At 36.3% G+C, this 15669-nt stretch carries 16 protein-coding genes; 3 read left to right on the forward strand and 13 right to left on the reverse strand.

The window, feature by feature from the left end:
* Positions 1-37: 37 nt before the first annotated feature.
* Both ACN6MX_RS09900 and ACN6MX_RS09905 read right to left on the reverse strand, forming a co-directional pair.
* Positions 38-1144 carry a copper resistance D family protein gene (locus ACN6MX_RS09900; RefSeq protein WP_419962436.1) on the reverse strand — a complete coding sequence of 369 codons (1107 nt, stop codon included), beginning with the start codon at positions 1142-1144 and terminating at the stop codon, positions 38-40.
* Positions 1141-1695 carry a copper resistance CopC family protein gene (locus tag ACN6MX_RS09905; RefSeq protein ID WP_419962437.1) on the reverse strand — a complete coding sequence of 185 codons (555 nt, stop codon included), beginning with the start codon at positions 1693-1695 and terminating at the stop codon, positions 1141-1143. Before ACN6MX_RS09905 ends, ACN6MX_RS09900 begins: the two co-directional genes overlap by 4 nt.
* A 141-nt stretch (positions 1696-1836) precedes the next feature.
* Here ACN6MX_RS09905 and ACN6MX_RS09910 point away from each other — a divergent pair, with 141 nt between their 5' ends.
* Positions 1837-2100, forward strand: a complete 264-nt coding sequence (locus tag ACN6MX_RS09910; RefSeq protein WP_419962438.1) for a hypothetical protein — start codon at positions 1837-1839, stop codon at positions 2098-2100.
* 343 nt (positions 2101-2443) lie between these two features.
* On the opposite strand, the gene parC is transcribed toward ACN6MX_RS09910, so the two are convergent.
* Together parC and parE are read right to left on the reverse strand one after the other, a co-directional pair.
* Positions 2444-4870: a DNA topoisomerase IV subunit A gene (gene parC, locus ACN6MX_RS09915; RefSeq protein WP_419962439.1), complete on the reverse strand. Its 2427-nt coding sequence runs from the start codon at positions 4868-4870 to the stop codon at positions 2444-2446.
* On the reverse strand, positions 4867-6837 hold the full coding sequence (gene parE, locus ACN6MX_RS09920) for a DNA topoisomerase IV subunit B (RefSeq protein WP_419962440.1): 1971 nt from the start codon (positions 6835-6837) through the stop codon (positions 4867-4869). The genes parC and parE overlap by 4 nt, the downstream gene beginning before the upstream one ends.
* 443 nt (positions 6838-7280) lie before the next feature.
* On the opposite strand from parE, the gene plsY reads away from it, so the two are divergent.
* Complete coding sequence (gene plsY, locus ACN6MX_RS09925; RefSeq protein WP_419962441.1) at positions 7281-7886, forward strand: glycerol-3-phosphate 1-O-acyltransferase PlsY; 606 nt, start codon at positions 7281-7283, stop codon at positions 7884-7886.
* Positions 7887-7910: 24 nt separating this feature from the next.
* The gene (locus ACN6MX_RS09930; RefSeq protein WP_419962442.1) at positions 7911-8204 is read left to right on the forward strand and encodes a HesB/YadR/YfhF family protein; all 294 of its coding nucleotides are present in this window, start codon (positions 7911-7913) and stop codon (positions 8202-8204) included.
* Positions 8205-8406: 202 nt separating this feature from the next.
* Here ACN6MX_RS09930 and ACN6MX_RS09935 read toward each other — a convergent pair whose 3' ends face one another.
* The 9 genes from ACN6MX_RS09935 to ACN6MX_RS09975 form a co-directional block, all read right to left on the reverse strand.
* Positions 8407-8850, reverse strand: coding sequence for a hypothetical protein (locus tag ACN6MX_RS09935; RefSeq protein WP_419962443.1), 444 nt, complete (start codon positions 8848-8850; stop codon positions 8407-8409).
* Between the two features lie 123 nt (positions 8851-8973).
* A complete protein-coding gene (locus ACN6MX_RS09940) occupies positions 8974-9279 on the reverse strand; it encodes a hypothetical protein (protein ID WP_419962444.1) in 306 nt (101 codons plus the stop codon).
* A complete protein-coding gene (locus ACN6MX_RS09945) occupies positions 9279-9704 on the reverse strand; it encodes an acyl-CoA thioesterase (protein WP_419962445.1) in 426 nt (141 codons plus the stop codon). The genes ACN6MX_RS09940 and ACN6MX_RS09945 overlap by 1 nt, the downstream gene beginning before the upstream one ends.
* A gap of 82 nt (positions 9705-9786) precedes the next feature.
* The gene (locus tag ACN6MX_RS09950; RefSeq protein ID WP_419962446.1) at positions 9787-10401 is read right to left on the reverse strand and encodes a hypothetical protein; all 615 of its coding nucleotides are present in this window, start codon (positions 10399-10401) and stop codon (positions 9787-9789) included.
* 77 nt (positions 10402-10478) lie between these two features.
* Complete coding sequence (locus ACN6MX_RS09955; protein ID WP_419962447.1) at positions 10479-11990, reverse strand: class I adenylate-forming enzyme family protein; 1512 nt, start codon at positions 11988-11990, stop codon at positions 10479-10481.
* 18 nt (positions 11991-12008) lie between these two features.
* Positions 12009-12749, reverse strand: a complete 741-nt coding sequence (gene fabG / locus ACN6MX_RS09960; protein ID WP_419962448.1) for a 3-oxoacyl-ACP reductase FabG — start codon at positions 12747-12749, stop codon at positions 12009-12011.
* Positions 12750-12763: 14 nt separating this feature from the next.
* Positions 12764-13645, reverse strand: coding sequence for an alpha/beta fold hydrolase (locus ACN6MX_RS09965; protein WP_419962449.1), 882 nt, complete (start codon positions 13643-13645; stop codon positions 12764-12766).
* A 13-nt stretch (positions 13646-13658) separates the two neighbouring features.
* The gene (locus ACN6MX_RS09970; RefSeq protein ID WP_419962450.1) at positions 13659-14666 is read right to left on the reverse strand and encodes a 3-oxoacyl-ACP synthase; all 1008 of its coding nucleotides are present in this window, start codon (positions 14664-14666) and stop codon (positions 13659-13661) included.
* The gene (locus ACN6MX_RS09975; protein ID WP_419962451.1) at positions 14663-15667 is read right to left on the reverse strand and encodes a branched-chain amino acid ABC transporter permease; all 1005 of its coding nucleotides are present in this window, start codon (positions 15665-15667) and stop codon (positions 14663-14665) included. The genes ACN6MX_RS09970 and ACN6MX_RS09975 overlap by 4 nt, the downstream gene beginning before the upstream one ends.
* Between the last annotated feature and the right edge of the window lie 2 nt (positions 15668-15669).

Raw genomic sequence — 15669 nt, forward strand, 5'->3', positions numbered from 1 at the left:
GAATTATACACCCTTGGAAATGCTTTTAAAAGAACTCTTATACAATTTGAATACTAAATAATAGGCCTAAATATGCCGCTATAACAACGAACAGACTCATAATAAAGGAAAAGATGGCTGGCATTCTTTTAACGAATGAGAATAGACTCATCACAAGAAAAACGACAGATATAGATAGCAAGAGTAGTCCACCAGTATTAAATACCAGTTGCACTGCCATATCAGAAAAAACAATCCCTTCATGAAATAGCAAAAATAAAGAAGAGAAACCTTCACTATTTATTGTTTCGAATAGATGATGTGGGGGTGATTGTTGACTCAAAGCACCAGTAGCCGCAAAAATAAGAAGCAGTATGAAAAACTCTGCTTTTGTCCAAGGGCGAGGATCAAAATTTTCGTTTTTCATTAATTGTTTTTTCATGAGAATTCCATTTATAAAAGCATATGCAATTAGTGGAATAATAAGCAGATGCTTGATCAAGAGGCTTTGTCCATATGAAACCAACCAAGTATCAGTATATGCATCCAAAGGAGTTGAAAAACTCATCAAAGAAAACCCAGTTATGACAATTATCCCAAAACAGTACAACGCAGTTATATGGAACCACTTTAAAAATGAAAGCCAGTTATTCGTATTTTTGGAAAACCAAGTTATTACAAATAATATACCAACCCAAATGACTACTGATGCAAAGTGGGTGAAATGAGTGATTAACCCTTTCAGGCTTTGAATGGAGTTTGCATGACTTGACCAACTTACACTTAGTATAAGTACAAAAACTAGTAAAATACCCACAAACGAATAATAAGTTGAATGCTTATGGTCAAAGAATAGAATATATAATCCTAAAAATACCGCTACAATGAACATAAACAACCATGATTTACCTACCTCGAAGGTCAACAAAATAGATTGTAATGAATTGAATAAACCATAGTCTTCATATAAATACATGAGTAAACTAATAAGCGGAACAAAAGAAAAGATCGCTATGCCAATTACTGCAACTAATTTCACTTTTCTAGGAACAACAATAGTCGGAATTAAATCATTTGGAAATAAAGATAGAATATAACTTCCCATCAACAAAGCGAAGCACACATAAAGAAGTGCCTCGCTAATAGTTGTTAAAATAAACATCATTTTTTATTTCTCCGTGCCATCCACCAAGCAGCTAATGCCACGAGAATGACTAAAACTATAATAATTCCTACTGGAGAATTGGAGCTCTCTTCTTCTTCATTATCAGCTGCTACTGTTGTTTCTATTTCTTCTGTACTGGATTCATTCGGTTCAACTGCATCAGTTTGTTGTGTAGTTGGTTCTACTGCTTCAACTTCTTCTGGGGCATCTAGTACAAAATCAATTACACCTTCTATTGGATGGCCGTCAGCCCCGATTATTTTCCAATTGATTTGATATGCTCCATTTTCCATGCTTTCTTTCACATTCCCGGTCAGTATATTATCGTTTACTGTAATACCATCTACTTCGACTAATTCATCCGCTGAATTTGTTACTGTAAAGGAGCTTGTTTCTTCAATCTTTGTTAAGAATGTAAGAGTAATTTCGTCTAGTTTTTCTATTACTGTACTCCCTTGATCTGGAGTTGAACTTTCTAATCCTGTGTGAGCTAGTGCACTGTTACTAAACAAAAATACACATGCAATTGTCATCCATAATATCTTTTTCATAATTTACCTCCAAAAATTTATACATTCTTTACTGCCCCTATACTTATACCATAAAGCTATGAAGAATGTGTGAAGTTTGTATTTTTCGTAAGCTTGAGATACTCTTAAAGGGTAAAATTAAATTAAATAGGAGTGATTTCAATGACTAAATCTGCTGCAAAACGTAAACGTGAACACCATTTACGTAATCAGGGTAAAGATGTAACAATAGCAAGAAATGAGGTTGACTTTAGTACACATGTCCGAATGACTAAATCTAAAAAAGAGCAACTACACCAACAATATTCTAAATACAAAAAGCATTTCACAAAAGGTATGATACCTGATGGAAATGCTTTTTATTATGTCTTTGCCCTATATACCGCTGCCGAAAAGCCATCACTTAACCCCAAAGAGAGTTTATAAGTGCTATACGAGAGGAATCTACGTCTATGCGAGATTGATTTGAGCCCATACGAGAGAGAACGGATGCTATACGAGCGTCATCTACGTCTATGCGAGCGAAATTCGGGCTCATACGAGAGAGAATGGTTGCTATACGAGAGACCAATTGTTATACGAGAGTCATCTAGGTCTATGCGAGAGACATTCGGGCTCATACGAGAGAGAACAGGTGCTATACGAGAGACCAATTGTTATACGAGAGGCATCTTCGTCTATGCGAGAGTGATTTGAGCTCATGCGAGAGCCGCGTTCTCATCTATAAAAAAACAGACAAATATGCACATTTGTCTGTCTTTACAATTTATTAATTTTCTTCTGTTGGCTGCTTCCATACACGAACCAACGGACCATCCTTCTCCGTATCGACCGTTAATGAACCATTAGAATATCTATCCGAAGGACGGAAGGAATTTACTTCTATCTTTTCCTCGCCTTTTTCTGTTTCAATAATAAGGACGTCATTTTTTTTCACTAAAAATACATCGAATACACGATGAGGGTTAGTTTTAAGTTCTCTTAATGTTAGTACCCCACGTTTAGCACGTACACCAGCTTCAATTTCACTGAGAGCCATCTTTTTAATAGCACCTCTATGTGTTATTAACATGATAGACTCATTGCTTTGCGCTGAAATCGGATTCACACTTACTACAAAATCTTCCTCTTTTAGATTAATTGCTTTAACTCCACCAGTTTTCACTCCGGTGATTGGAACTTCATCTAAAGAGAAGCGGACTGAGTAGCTGGCATGCGTCGTGATTAATACATCATCAGATGGTGCTACAAGTTCTGCCATAATTAGTTCATCCGTTTTCTTCAAGTTGATTGTTTTAATTGGTCGTGCGTATCTTTGTACTACATAATCAGAAAGTAGTGAACGTTTAATTTGTCCATCTTTGGTTGCTACTAAAACACTCAAATCTTTATCAAATGAATCGATTCCCATGACTTGGATAATTCTTTCTTGCGAATCCAGAGGCACAATACTCGAAATATGCTGACCAAGGTCTTTCCAACGTATATCTGGTAATTCATGTACAGGTTGATAAATGTAATTACCTTTAGAAGTAAATAGTAGTAGATGATGCTGCATATTGATAGGTGCTTTATAAAGTAAATAATCCGAATCCTTAATAGCGAAATCCTGTCCATTAGAGGCAGTAAAAGAACGTGTACTTGTTCGTTTAATATAGCCATCCTTTGTTACAGTAACATATACTTCTTCGCTTGGGATAAGGACATCCAACGTCACTTTAATTTCTTCAATTTCATCTTCAATTCTTGATTTACGTGGCTCTGCAAATTGTTTTCGTACTGCTAAAAGCTCTTTTTTTATAACTTTTAAAAGAACTGATTCTTTTGCAAGAATGTTCTCTAAGTCTTTTACTAATTTATTGAGCGTTTCTTCTTCATTTTGAAGCTCTGTAATATCTGTATTAGTTAAACGATATAATTGTAAGGAAACAATTGCCTCAGCTTGAGCTTCTGAAAAATCGAATAATGAAATTAAGTTATTCTTGGCATCTCTTTTATCTTTGGAAGCTCTGATTGCTTTAATCACTTCGTCTAAAATAGAAAGAGCCTTCATCAGACCTGCTACAATATGTAGTCGGTCTTGTGCTTTTTTCAAATCAAAAACCGTACGACGAGTAACAACTTCCTTCTGGTGGTCAATGTATGTGTCTAACAGAAGAGGTAAAGTCATCATTGTTGGTCTGCGATTATGAATTGCAATCATATTGAAATTGTAAGTCACTTGTAAATCAGTATTTTTTAATAAATATTGAAGAATACCATGTGCATCTACTTCTTTTTTCATTTCAATGACAATGCGTAACCCAGTACGGTCGGATTCGTCTCGGACTTCTGCTATTCCTTCTAGACGTTTATCATGTCTTTGTTCATCAATTTTCTTTACTAGGTTTGCTTTGTTCACTTCAAAAGGAATTTCGGTAATAACAATTTGTTGTTTACCGCCTTTTATAGTTTCTATTTCTGTTTTGGAACGAACTACAATTTTGCCTTTTCCTGTTTCATATGCTTTTTTTATGCCTTCTACACCTTGTATTATCCCACCTGTCGGAAAATCGGGACCTTTAATAACAGTCATTAACTCATCTACAGTTGCAGCAGGATTTTCAATTCTCATCAGTACAGCATCAAGAGCTTCATGTAGTGCATGAGGGGGAATATCTGTTGCATAACCAGCTGATATACCTGTAGATCCATTTACGATTAAATTTGGGAACCTAGCTGGTAATACTACCGGTTCTGAATCAGAATCGTCGAAGTTTGGAATATAGTCCACTGTATTTTTGTTAATATCGCGTAGTAGCTCATGAGAAATAGCTGACAGTCTAGCTTCCGTATAACGCATCGCAGCAGGTGGATCTCCATCTACAGAACCATTATTACCGTGCATTTCTACAGTCATATGGCGAAGCTTCCAATCTTGACTCATCCGAACCATTGCCTCATAAACGGAACTATCACCGTGTGGATGATAGTTACCAATTACATTACCAACAGTTTTGGCTGATTTTCGGAATGGTTTATCATTTGTATTTCCTTCTTGGAACATTGCAAAAAGAATCCGCCGTTGAACTGGTTTAAGACCATCTCTGGCATCAGGTAGTGCACGGTCTTGAATGATGTATTTGCTATAACGTCCAAACCGATCACCGATCACCTCTTCTAATGGCAAATTTTGATAACGTTCGGTTTGTGTCATGCTAATTCATCCTCTGTGTGTATTCTGTCGTTTTCTAAAATATTCGAATCATCTTCTAAGCTGAAGTTGACATTTGCTTCTATCCATTTGCGACGAGGTTCTACCTTGTCACCCATAAGAGTAGTCACATGTCTTTCTGCACGTGCACCGTCTTCAATTGTCACTCGAATGAGCGTTCTAGTCTCGGGATTCATCGTAGTGTCCCAAAGTTGGTCAGCATTCATCTCTCCAAGACCTTTATATCGTTGGAGTATGTAGCCTTTTCCAATTCTTCCTGATGCAGCTTCTAATTCTTTTTCCGTCCATGCATATTCGAAAACTTCTTTTTTACCTACTCCTTTATAAATTTTATAAAGTGGTGGCAAGGCAATATATATATTCCCATTTTCAATTAATGGTTTCATATATCGGTAGAAAAAAGTTAATAAAAGTACTTGAATATGTGCACCATCCGTATCAGCATCCGTCATGATAACGATTTTGTCATATGCAATATCATCAATTTGGAATTCGGCTCCAACACCGCCACCAATAGCGTGAATAATTGTTGCAATTTCAACATTTTTCATAATGTCAGCTAGATTAGCTTTTTCAGTATTGATAACTTTACCACGCAATGGCAGGATTGCTTGGAACGTTCGATCACGACCTTGTTTTGCAGATCCTCCTGCAGAATCCCCTTCGACTAAATAAAGTTCATTCTTCGCAGCGTTTCTTGATTGGGCAGGAGTCAACTTACCAGATAATAATTCAGAAGGTTTCCGTTTTTTCCCATTACGAGCATCTTCACGAGCTTTTCTCGCAGCTTCGCGGGCTTGCTGTGCACGAATTGCTTTTCGTATTAGGGAAGAAGCTAACTCTGAATTCTCTTCTAAAATATATTGTAATTTCTCGGAAATGACTGAATCTACAGCACCTCTGGCTTCACTTGTCCCAAGTTTTCCTTTCGTCTGTCCTTCGAATTGTAGTATATTCTCTGGAATACGAATAGATATAATAGCAGATATACCTTCTCTAATATCTGAGCCTTCAAGGTTTTTCGCTTTTTCTTTTAATAGGTTAGTTTTACGAGCATATTCGTTAAAAACTCTAGTTAAAGCAGCTTTAGCTCCTGTTTCATGTGTTCCACCATCACGAGTACGTACATTATTTACAAATGATAAAATGGTTTCCGAATATCCATCATTGAACTGAAAGGCGAATTCTACTTCAATCTCATCTTGTATGCCTTCCATGTAGAATACGGGGTGCAAAACATCTTTTTCTTCGTTCAAATAGGAAACGAATGCTTCTATACCTGTTTCATAAAAGAATACGTCATGTGCCGCAGTGCGCTCATCTATTAATTCGATTTTTAATCCTTTCAATAGAAAAGCGGATTCTCTTAACCTTTCACATAATGTTTCGTAATTGTATTTGGATACTGAAAAGATCGTGTCATCTGGTAAGAAGCGAACAGATGTCCCTGTTTCTTTCGTTGTTCCAACTTGTTTTAACGATTGAACAACTTTCCCACCATTTTCAAATCTTTGATGGAATTTTTTTCCTTCACGATGAATTTCCACATCTACATAGCTAGAAAGTGCATTTACAACGGATGCACCTACACCATGAAGTCCACCACTTGTTTTATATCCACCTTGACCAAACTTACCACCAGCATGCAGCACAGTAAAAATAACTTCCGCAGTAGGTATTCCTGTTTTATGTGTACCAGTGGGCATACCACGCCCAAAATCACGCACTGTAATACTTTGATCTTCATGGATTTTTACGATGATATGATTTCCAAACCCAGCAAGGCTTTCATCTACTGCATTATCTACGATCTCATAAACTAAATGATGCAAACCTCTTGCATCTGTTGAACCAATATACATACCCGGTCTTTTTCGAACTGCCTCTAAGCCTTCTAAGACCTGAATATCATCATCACTATAGCTATTTACTGTTCCAACTTTACTCAAATACGTTCCCTCCAAAACAAAACATCTGTTCCTTATTCTTTCTTTAGCGTACAAATGGATACTCATTATGTCAATTTTTTTTGTAGTTAATATCAGAATTTAATTGTAAGGAAAGATTTATTAGAATGCAAACTACCATTTCAAGCATTCTATATTTCATTACAATATTCCTTCTTGAATATTAGAGATTAATGAATAAAAAACTGGAGTAAGCGCATTTGCTACTCCATCAACTTTTAATATCGACTAACCTTGATTATAACCTAATAATAATAAATTATTTGGTTTTATGTAAGTTTCGTTCTTTTATTTATTCAATTGTATCATGACTTCATAAAATATTTGAAAAACCTTTCTATCTAGGGCATTGAATACTTACAAATGTACATGGTACACTTACAAATGTTAAGTATAATATTAGATTTATATTAAAGGGGTATACTATGATTACAATTCTTTTACTGTTACTCGCTTATCTCATTGGTTCGCTTCCATCAGGGCTATGGGTGGGCAAACTATTTTATAATATAGATATTCGAGAGCATGGTAGTGGTAATTTAGGTGGTACAAACACATTTAGAACACTCGGAAAAAAAGCTGGCTTAGTTGTCACAATAATGGATATTTTGAAAGGAACCGCCGCAACGCTCTTAGGTTCTTTGGCCATATTTGAAGCTACAAATGTGCACCCACTTATTCTTGGTATTATAGCAGTGATTGGTCATATGTTCCCAATCTTTGCTAGATTTAAGGGTGGAAAGGCTGTAGCAACCTCAGGTGGTCTTTTACTAGGATATAATTGGCCTATTTTTGTTATCTTAATTATTGGATTTTTTATCGTATTGAAATTGACAAAGATGGTGTCACTAACTTCAATGATTTTATCGATTGTTGCTGTCATTTATAGTGTCATCTACTACTTTACTGTAGACAAGGATTGGCCTCTTATAATTATTGTGGTGTTGCTGGCGGTATTTATATTTTATCGTCACCGAGCAAATATTAAACGCATTAAAGCTGGTACCGAGCCAAAAGTAACTTGGATCTAATCTAATGAAAGTATGGTGGTACGTATGAAAATACTTATTTCAACTGACGCAATGAATTGGTTTCATGAGGAAATGGAAGCTGTAAAAGGGGATACAATTCGTTTTTTTGCCCGTTATGGGGGGTCCAGTCCGCTTCATGAAGGTTTTTCACTAGGTGTTACAAAGGACACTCCATTCGAGCCTGCAGTGACCTATAAAAAAGAGGATATTCTATTTTTTATAGAAGAAACAGATGAATGGTATTTTGACGGACATGACCTGTATGTAGAGTTGGATTCCACTAGAGACGAATTATCCTATGAATACAAAAAAGCGTAACCCATAGAGGGTGCGCTTTTTGTTTGATGAATTCTTTTATAATTTTAGGAGTTATAAGTACTACCTGTACTGCCTACGGTGACCATGTGAATGATACGCCACCCACTATAAATGATTGTATACAAAAGCCCCTACACCCATTACTGATAATACTCAAAATAATAATACGGATATACATGCTTAGAATACATCTCCTAAAATATCAATACTTCTCTCTTCTTTCCAGCAACAAATAGTCCTTTGATTTGCTAATAGAAACATTATTATTAATCGCAAAGGTCTCTAACTGGAGCATGACGTCTTTAGGAGTAAACTGAACAATACGTAAATTTAAACCTTTGTTTAATTTAATCGTTGCCCCTTTGGTTGCCCACCCATAACGTTTAAAGAGAACTTTGTCTATATCTGCAGAAAATAACTTCTTATGGAAAGCTTTAAACCCATGAATCATGATCTTATAATTTAATTCTTCTTGGCTAATGATGAATTCGGTCTTTGTATTAAAGCCAATGAAAGAAAAAATTATAAGTAAAATAGATAAAAATGCTAAGACTCCAGATTCACCATTATTAATAACAAGGAAGATGATTCCTACAAATAAGTAAATTATCATTGGGCTTTTTGCTGTTATTAATCTGTATACCATTTATTATTCCTCCATCCACAATAAGAATCCAGACTTTTCATTTAACTATAATAGAAATGGAAAATAAAAACAGCAAGTGATTTTCTAATAATCACTTGCTGTCTTAAAAAGTAAAATTTTAACTTAAAAATTTTTATTAAATCTATCTAACTGCTCTTTCAATCCTTCTTTTACCATTATTTCTAATTCGTATTTACCAAATAAATCAAAATGAGGATACGTTTCCTTGTAGTCAATCCATTCTGCCTGTAAGTCATATTGCTTACCCCATTCGATTAACTTTGGTATATCATTGCAACCAACTTTAGTCACCGTGTTACAGCCAGGAAATCGTTCATCGATCCAATAATGCGTTAAAAAAGCAATTTTCCCATCCTGTACATCCTGTTTCCATGCAATCAACTCGTGACGTTTAATACCAAAGGCCATTAAGCATTCACCTTGGCTATTTCTACATATTTTGCATCCCAGGCCTCGTGAACTTTCTTCAGAGACACAGGACGGAAATTATCTTTCTTCACTATTACATGCTCTGATGTAGCAGTACAAGCAACCGTTCCATCATCATGGAGAATTTCGTACCCGTAAGTTGTTCGTAGCTTACTATGTTTTTCAATCCATGTTTTAATCATAACAGTTTCCCCATATTTTACAGGAGTTTTATAATTCACGTTCACATTTGTTACTGGTGATAGGTATCCATCCTGTTCCAGTCCTGCATAGGAGAATCCTAAGTCTTTAATGAGCTGGGTTCTACCTATTTCTAACCAAATGACATAGTTTGCGTGGTATACCACACCCATTTGATCTGTTTCGGCATAACGTACTTCAATTTCTTTTTCACTTAAAAACATTTATGGTCACCTCAGTGGCTATTATACTAAATAGTCAACAAAAATACTGTATAGGAGTACTCTACAGTTAGAATTCATCACTTTACAATCTAGTACCTTTTTTAATATCTTCTAGTATTTTAGGCAAATCATTAATTGGTAATAGGTCGTATTTTGTATTTAGCATATTAAATTCGACTTCGGTTATCTCAGTAGCGAGCGCATATTCACCAATGACTAACTCAAGTAGATCAAGAACTACAGCATAATAATCATCATTTTCTTCCTTAAAGCCTTTAATATATAGTGAAACAAACAGTTCATTTTGTTCTTGTTCATACGTATAGTCGAAAAAGATATCATCTCGTGTAATTTCAATATCATTGGTTGACGTTCCATGTTCATCATCATTGCGTTGATTGAATGCGACGATTGTAAAATTATCCATTTCCGGAGCACCTTCAACTAAACGTTTAACATCGGGAAAGTTCTTTGCGATCCGTGAACCACTAATTGTAAATTCCCTTTTCCCATCTATCAATGGTTTTGGCACGGAGAACACTAGCTGGTTATTTACTTTGCTTATCAATCTATATAAATCTCCAAATAGGTTTTCTATGTCCTCATCCCGGAAATTATACAGTTCTTTTTCATGATCTATGAAGTATTGCCAGAACTTCTCGATAGGATCCTTCTTTTTAAATAAATTTCCAAACATTGAAACTCCCCCTTTTGTTCCTCTTAGTATAAACTAAATTTCTTACTTTGTTTACAATCTAAAAAGGGCCGGCAAAATTACTCCGAACCCCTCTTTGCTATAACTTTATTTGAGCCTTCTAAAGCCAATTCATATAATTTCTTTTTATCAATTTTCCCTACGTCCGTTCGAGGCAATTCATCTACAAAGAGTATCTTTTTAGGAACTTTATAACTGCCTAAATAATTTTTGCAGTGTGAAATTAGCTCTTTCTCTGACGAAAGGTTATGTGCAGTACTACAGATAAAAGCGGTGACACATTCACCCCATTTTATATCTGGGATGCCAATAACTGCTGCTTCTCGAACACTCGAGTGCATTATAAGACACTGCTCCACCTCTTGTGGATAAACATTCTCCCCACCAGTAATAATCATTTCTTTCTTTCTACCCACAATATAATAGTAGCCATCCTCATCGCATCTTGCCAAGTCTCCTGATTTTAGCCAACCATCTTGAAAGGTGAGCTCTGTCTCTTCTTCACCGTTCCAATAATGGGTGAATAAGTGTTTTCCGGATATATAAAGCTCTCCTACTTCCCCTACTCTGCATTCTTGCCCTTCCTGATTGATGATCTTTACTTTATTGAATTGCATACTCTTCCCGACTGATCCTTTTTTGCTATAAGCAATTAATGGATCAATAAAAAAATTATTCGGACCGGCTTCAGTTAATCCATATCCTTCTTTAAATAGAATTCCTTTCTCCTGAAACTTATCATAAATGGAATGCGGACATGGCGCTCCTCCAGCTAGAAAAACTTTTACAGTTGGAAAACTAGCGGTTTTGATATACTCCGTATCAAGCATTGCTTGATACATAGTTGGAACGAAAAGGGAGATCGTTGTCTTGTATGTATTTAACGCTTTCAAAGCATCTTCGGCTTGAAAACGACTACCTATGACGACCGTTCCACCTGCCATTAATAAGGGTATACAAAGTGCATTAATTCCTCCTGTGTGAAACATTGGCATATAATTTATAGTACAATCTTTATCACTAAGTCCCCAGCTGATAATCGTATTAATCGCATTCCAATTGACTGCATTAAATGATAAGACTACCCCCTTTGGTTTACCTGTAGTTCCCCCTGTGTAAATAATCATCCAAGGATCCATCGAACTCCATTTATTATTAGTAGAATGAATGGTTGAAATTTCTAACGCCTTTGTGACTAATACTAACTCTATATCAGAAAATGCTTCACCAATTTGTTGATGCTCCTCGTCGCAAATAATTAGCGCTGGCTTACAATCATCCACAATATACTGTAACTCCCTATTGCTTAAACGGAAATTCAGGGGCACATAAAGAAGACCAGCCATCCCACAAGCAAATAGAATGGCAAATAATTCAATCCTGTTTTGAGACAGAACTACAATGCGATCGCCTTTTTCATAATTATGCTGTTGGAAATAATGAGTCCACTTAGAAATCTGACTAGTCAACTGCTCGTAGTTCCAATGCATTCCTGTGCAACCATCGATAAGAGCCGTCTTAGTTGGTGTCAGCGCTGCACGTTTATATATCCATGCTTGTTCTGTATACATATGGTACAGCCCCCTTCATCACATCATAATCCCGCCATCTACTTGTAGTACATGCCCGTGCACATAACTAGATTCTTCCGACGCTAAAAACAAATAAGCGTTCGCTATATCCCTTGGATCACCTAAACGCTGCAAAGAAACGACGGATTTCATTTGATCGATAATCGTTTCAGGCATTTTCGCTACCATTGCAGTGCTCGTAAAACCGGGTGCAACTGCATTGACATTTATGCCTTTTCTCCCTAACTCTTTTGCCCATGTTTTGGTCATCCCTATTACAGCAGCTTTGGATGCAGCATAATTTGTTTGCCCCACATTTCCATACACACCACTGACAGAGGAGGTATTAATAATTTTTCCATGCCCCTGCTTCACTAGATAGGGCACAACTGCCTGGGTGCAATTAAAAACTCCCGTTATATTTACATTAAGAACGCTCGAAAAGTCTTCTGCTTTCATTTTAGTTAGCATAGCATCTCTTGTAATACCTGCATTATTAACAAGAATATTGATCTGTCCAAAATAATTAATTGTTTGTTCTACAAGAGCATCCACACTTTCTCTATTCGCAACATCCACTTGAATAAATTTAACATTATAGCCTAGTTTCTTTAGCTCTACTTCTTGAGCTTCTCCCGACTCCGCATCATAGTCTGCTAATACAACCTTTGCCCCTTCTTCTGAAAAACGTTGTGCAGCAGCCAAACCTATTCCATTCGCAGCTCCTGTTATGATCGCTACTTTATCCTTTAATCTCATAGTCTCATTCCCCTTTATAAAAAAGCTTCAATTTTAGCCCTTAACTGTTCTAAGTCATCGATTAGTGGCGAGTGCCCACTATCTATTAAAGGGATGTATGTGGCGTTTTTCCCTAAGTCCGCTACTATTTCTTGCGTCATTTCTTCTGTAACGACATAGTCCCGATCTCCTCTTAAAATAAGAACTGGAATTTTAATTTGCTTTGCTCTGTCTGTACCTTCATTAAGCCCGTTATGAGTCCCGCTAATATTAAACGTATTTAACGAATGATAGACATCTGCTAAGTTTCGCTGGGTCAGCATATCGTCTAGATATACTTCATAAGCAGAATCATCGGGTTGCTTGTGAGAGTATATTGCTGCATTCCATACAGCTTTTAATCCTTCTTTATTAGCAGTATCATATAAGCCTTGAATGACAAGCGTCTTCGATGGATTTTCTTCTATTTCTTCGATTGTTTTTAGTCTGCTGTTAAAGTCAGGTGTTCCATCATCTTTTGCCCCATAAAATGGGTAACCTCTTGTCGATGCGGATGCAAGCAGTACTAGCTTTTCACAACGTCCAGGGTGGTCTACTACATATTGCATACAAACGGCGCCTCCAGTAGACCAGCCGATTAAATAGAATTTTTGTAAGTCTAAAGCATTCACAAACTCACTTAAATCATCCGCAAAATCTTTTATTCCTTGAATCCGATTGTGATAGGTCGATTCCCCGAAGCCTCTTAAATCAATAGCATAAATTGTAAACTTTTTATCTAGTGCTTCTAGCAAAACATCCCAATGCTTGGATGATGTCATATTTCCATGGACGAGCACTATTGTTTCCTCTCCTCCAGAACGAACACGGTAAGCGATACTTTCTCCATTTGATAGTTGAATCTTAGATAAACTCATATACAATCTCCTTTTATTCTCCCCATTTAATTACTACTGCTCCCCACGCGTAACCTATACCTGCACTTACTAGAACAACTATATCTCCATTTTTCAGTTTCCCTGCTTCTTGAGCAAGTTCTAAGGAAATAATTTGATCCATCTGTCCTATATGTCCGTAATCACTAAGATAAATAGATTGCTCCCTCGTTAAACCCAATTCATTTAACACAAAGTCATGTGCTGATTTTTTCATATGAAGAATGCCTAAATAATTGATATCTTTCTCGGAGTAGCCACTTTTCATTAAAGCATTTCTAATAACAAGTAAAAAGTTTTGCATAGATTTTTGTTCTAGTCTTGCTTTCATCCCCTCAGGATCCATTACATCTAAACGATAAAGTCCTTGTTCTAAATGTAATGGGGTTAAAGGTTCCTTTGTTCCCCCTACAGGTACAAGTACATCTTCGGAGAAGGATCCATCTGTAATTAGATCCGATTCTAAAATAGTATTTTCATAGTAGTTTTTCTTTAAAATCATTGCCGCTCCACCAGCACCTAGGTTAAACATGAATCTAGTTCGTTCATTTGTATAATCAATCAAATCACTGTTTCGATATCCTCCAGCCAAAAGTACCGTATTAATAGTTGGATCTGATTCCATCAAACTTTTTGCGACTTTAATAGCCATTATGGTCGTTCCACAGCGCAGTGCAACATCGAAGCCCCATGCATGATAAGCTCCAAGCTCTTCTTGAATTTTAATAGCAGCTGTCCATAGTGGATATTCCTTATGTTCTTCGCCAATATAAATGATGAGATCAATTACTTTTGGATCTATATTTCCTTTTTGTAATGCTTTTTCTGCTGCTTTTATAGCCATGGCTACCGTATGATCTTCTGGGCCAGGGATTGGTTTTTGTGTTATTCCCATTTTGTTTTTAACAACTGACAGAGGTAGACCCGATTGCTCTGCAATATCTTCTGCTGTCATCACATTATCGGGAATATACACACCTGAGCTCGCAATTCCAATGGTCATTTTGCTATCCCCTTTCTTTTTGGGGCAATAGCCATTTTTATAGGATTCTTTTTCTTCCAAAATAAATGTCTAATCGCACCTACAATACCTCTAGGGAAGAAAATAACAGCTAAAATATACACTATTCCAAAGAAAATAATCCATCGTTCAAATATAGGATGCTCCTTAGCAAGACCAGATAAGTAATGTTGGGCTAACTCAATCACACCTGCACCAATAATTGGACCTATTAACGTACCGACTCCTCCGATGATTGTCATGAGGAGAGCATCTAAAGTTATATCCATCGTTAGGACACTCGTATTTACGAACCTCAGTGACACTGCGTAAAGAGATCCTGCTAAGCTAGCAATTACGCCAGCAACTACAGATGCTATTACTTTATAATGTAACGTTTGAAAGCCTAGTGATTTGGTACGCTGTTCATTTTCCCTAACAGCTATTAATACTCTACCTAATGGTGAATCTACAAATCTACGTAAGCAGAAATACACTAATACTAAACAACCTAGAACGAGTAAATAATACATCATGCGATCTTTAAAAAACTCTGGTGCTCGAAATGTAAATCCATCGTTTCCAAACGTTAAAGTTCTCCATTTCTCTGCTAATACTAAAAACAAACCCGATACTGCCATTGTCAGCATTGCGAAGAAATGACTTTTTAATCGCAGAGTTAGCAATCCTACTAAAAAGCTAATGATTCCAGCAATACACATTCCAACAGCTATCGATAAAACAAACATTCCAACAGTTGGTTCAAAACGATCGAGCATAATAGCAGTAGCATAAGCACCCATCCCGAAAAACATCGCATGACCAAAAGATACTATGCCGGTATATCCTAGTAATATGTCATAGCTCATTGCTAGAATGGAAAAGATAAATATTTGAGTCAGTAAAATGGTCCATGTTCGAGAATCGGAAACAAAAGGGAAAATGGCTAAGGCGGCAATAATAACAAATAATATAATATTATTAACTTTAAATGTTGACTTCATTT

This window comes from Psychrobacillus sp. BM2 (assembly GCF_048572895.1).
Classification (GTDB): Bacteria; Bacillota; Bacilli; order Bacillales_A; family Planococcaceae; genus Psychrobacillus.

Bases quoted from the DNA above. Each gene is read 5' to 3' on its own strand.
- ACN6MX_RS09900 (WP_419962436.1), bottom strand. From the start codon at position 1,144: ATGATGTTTATTTTAACAACTATTAGCGAGGCACTTCTTTATGTGTGC.
- ACN6MX_RS09905 (WP_419962437.1), bottom strand. From the start codon at position 1,695: ATGAAAAAGATATTATGGATGACAATTGCATGTGTATTTTTGTTTAGT.
- ACN6MX_RS09910 (WP_419962438.1), top strand. From the start codon at position 1,837: ATGACTAAATCTGCTGCAAAACGTAAACGTGAACACCATTTACGTAAT.
- parC (WP_419962439.1), bottom strand. From the start codon at position 4,870: ATGACACAAACCGAACGTTATCAAAATTTGCCATTAGAAGAGGTGATC.
- plsY (WP_419962441.1), top strand. From the start codon at position 7,281: ATGATTACAATTCTTTTACTGTTACTCGCTTATCTCATTGGTTCGCTT.
- ACN6MX_RS09930 (WP_419962442.1), top strand. From the start codon at position 7,911: ATGAAAATACTTATTTCAACTGACGCAATGAATTGGTTTCATGAGGAA.
- ACN6MX_RS09935 (WP_419962443.1), bottom strand. From the start codon at position 8,850: ATGGTATACAGATTAATAACAGCAAAAAGCCCAATGATAATTTACTTA.
- ACN6MX_RS09940 (WP_419962444.1), bottom strand. From the start codon at position 9,279: ATGGCCTTTGGTATTAAACGTCACGAGTTGATTGCATGGAAACAGGAT.
- ACN6MX_RS09945 (WP_419962445.1), bottom strand. From the start codon at position 9,704: ATGTTTTTAAGTGAAAAAGAAATTGAAGTACGTTATGCCGAAACAGAT.
- ACN6MX_RS09950 (WP_419962446.1), bottom strand. From the start codon at position 10,401: ATGTTTGGAAATTTATTTAAAAAGAAGGATCCTATCGAGAAGTTCTGG.
- ACN6MX_RS09955 (WP_419962447.1), bottom strand. From the start codon at position 11,990: ATGTATACAGAACAAGCATGGATATATAAACGTGCAGCGCTGACACCA.
- fabG (WP_419962448.1), bottom strand. From the start codon at position 12,749: ATGAGATTAAAGGATAAAGTAGCGATCATAACAGGAGCTGCGAATGGA.
- ACN6MX_RS09965 (WP_419962449.1), bottom strand. From the start codon at position 13,645: ATGAGTTTATCTAAGATTCAACTATCAAATGGAGAAAGTATCGCTTAC.
- ACN6MX_RS09970 (WP_419962450.1), bottom strand. From the start codon at position 14,666: ATGACCATTGGAATTGCGAGCTCAGGTGTGTATATTCCCGATAATGTG.
- ACN6MX_RS09975 (WP_419962451.1), bottom strand. From the start codon at position 15,667: ATGAAGTCAACATTTAAAGTTAATAATATTATATTATTTGTTATTATT.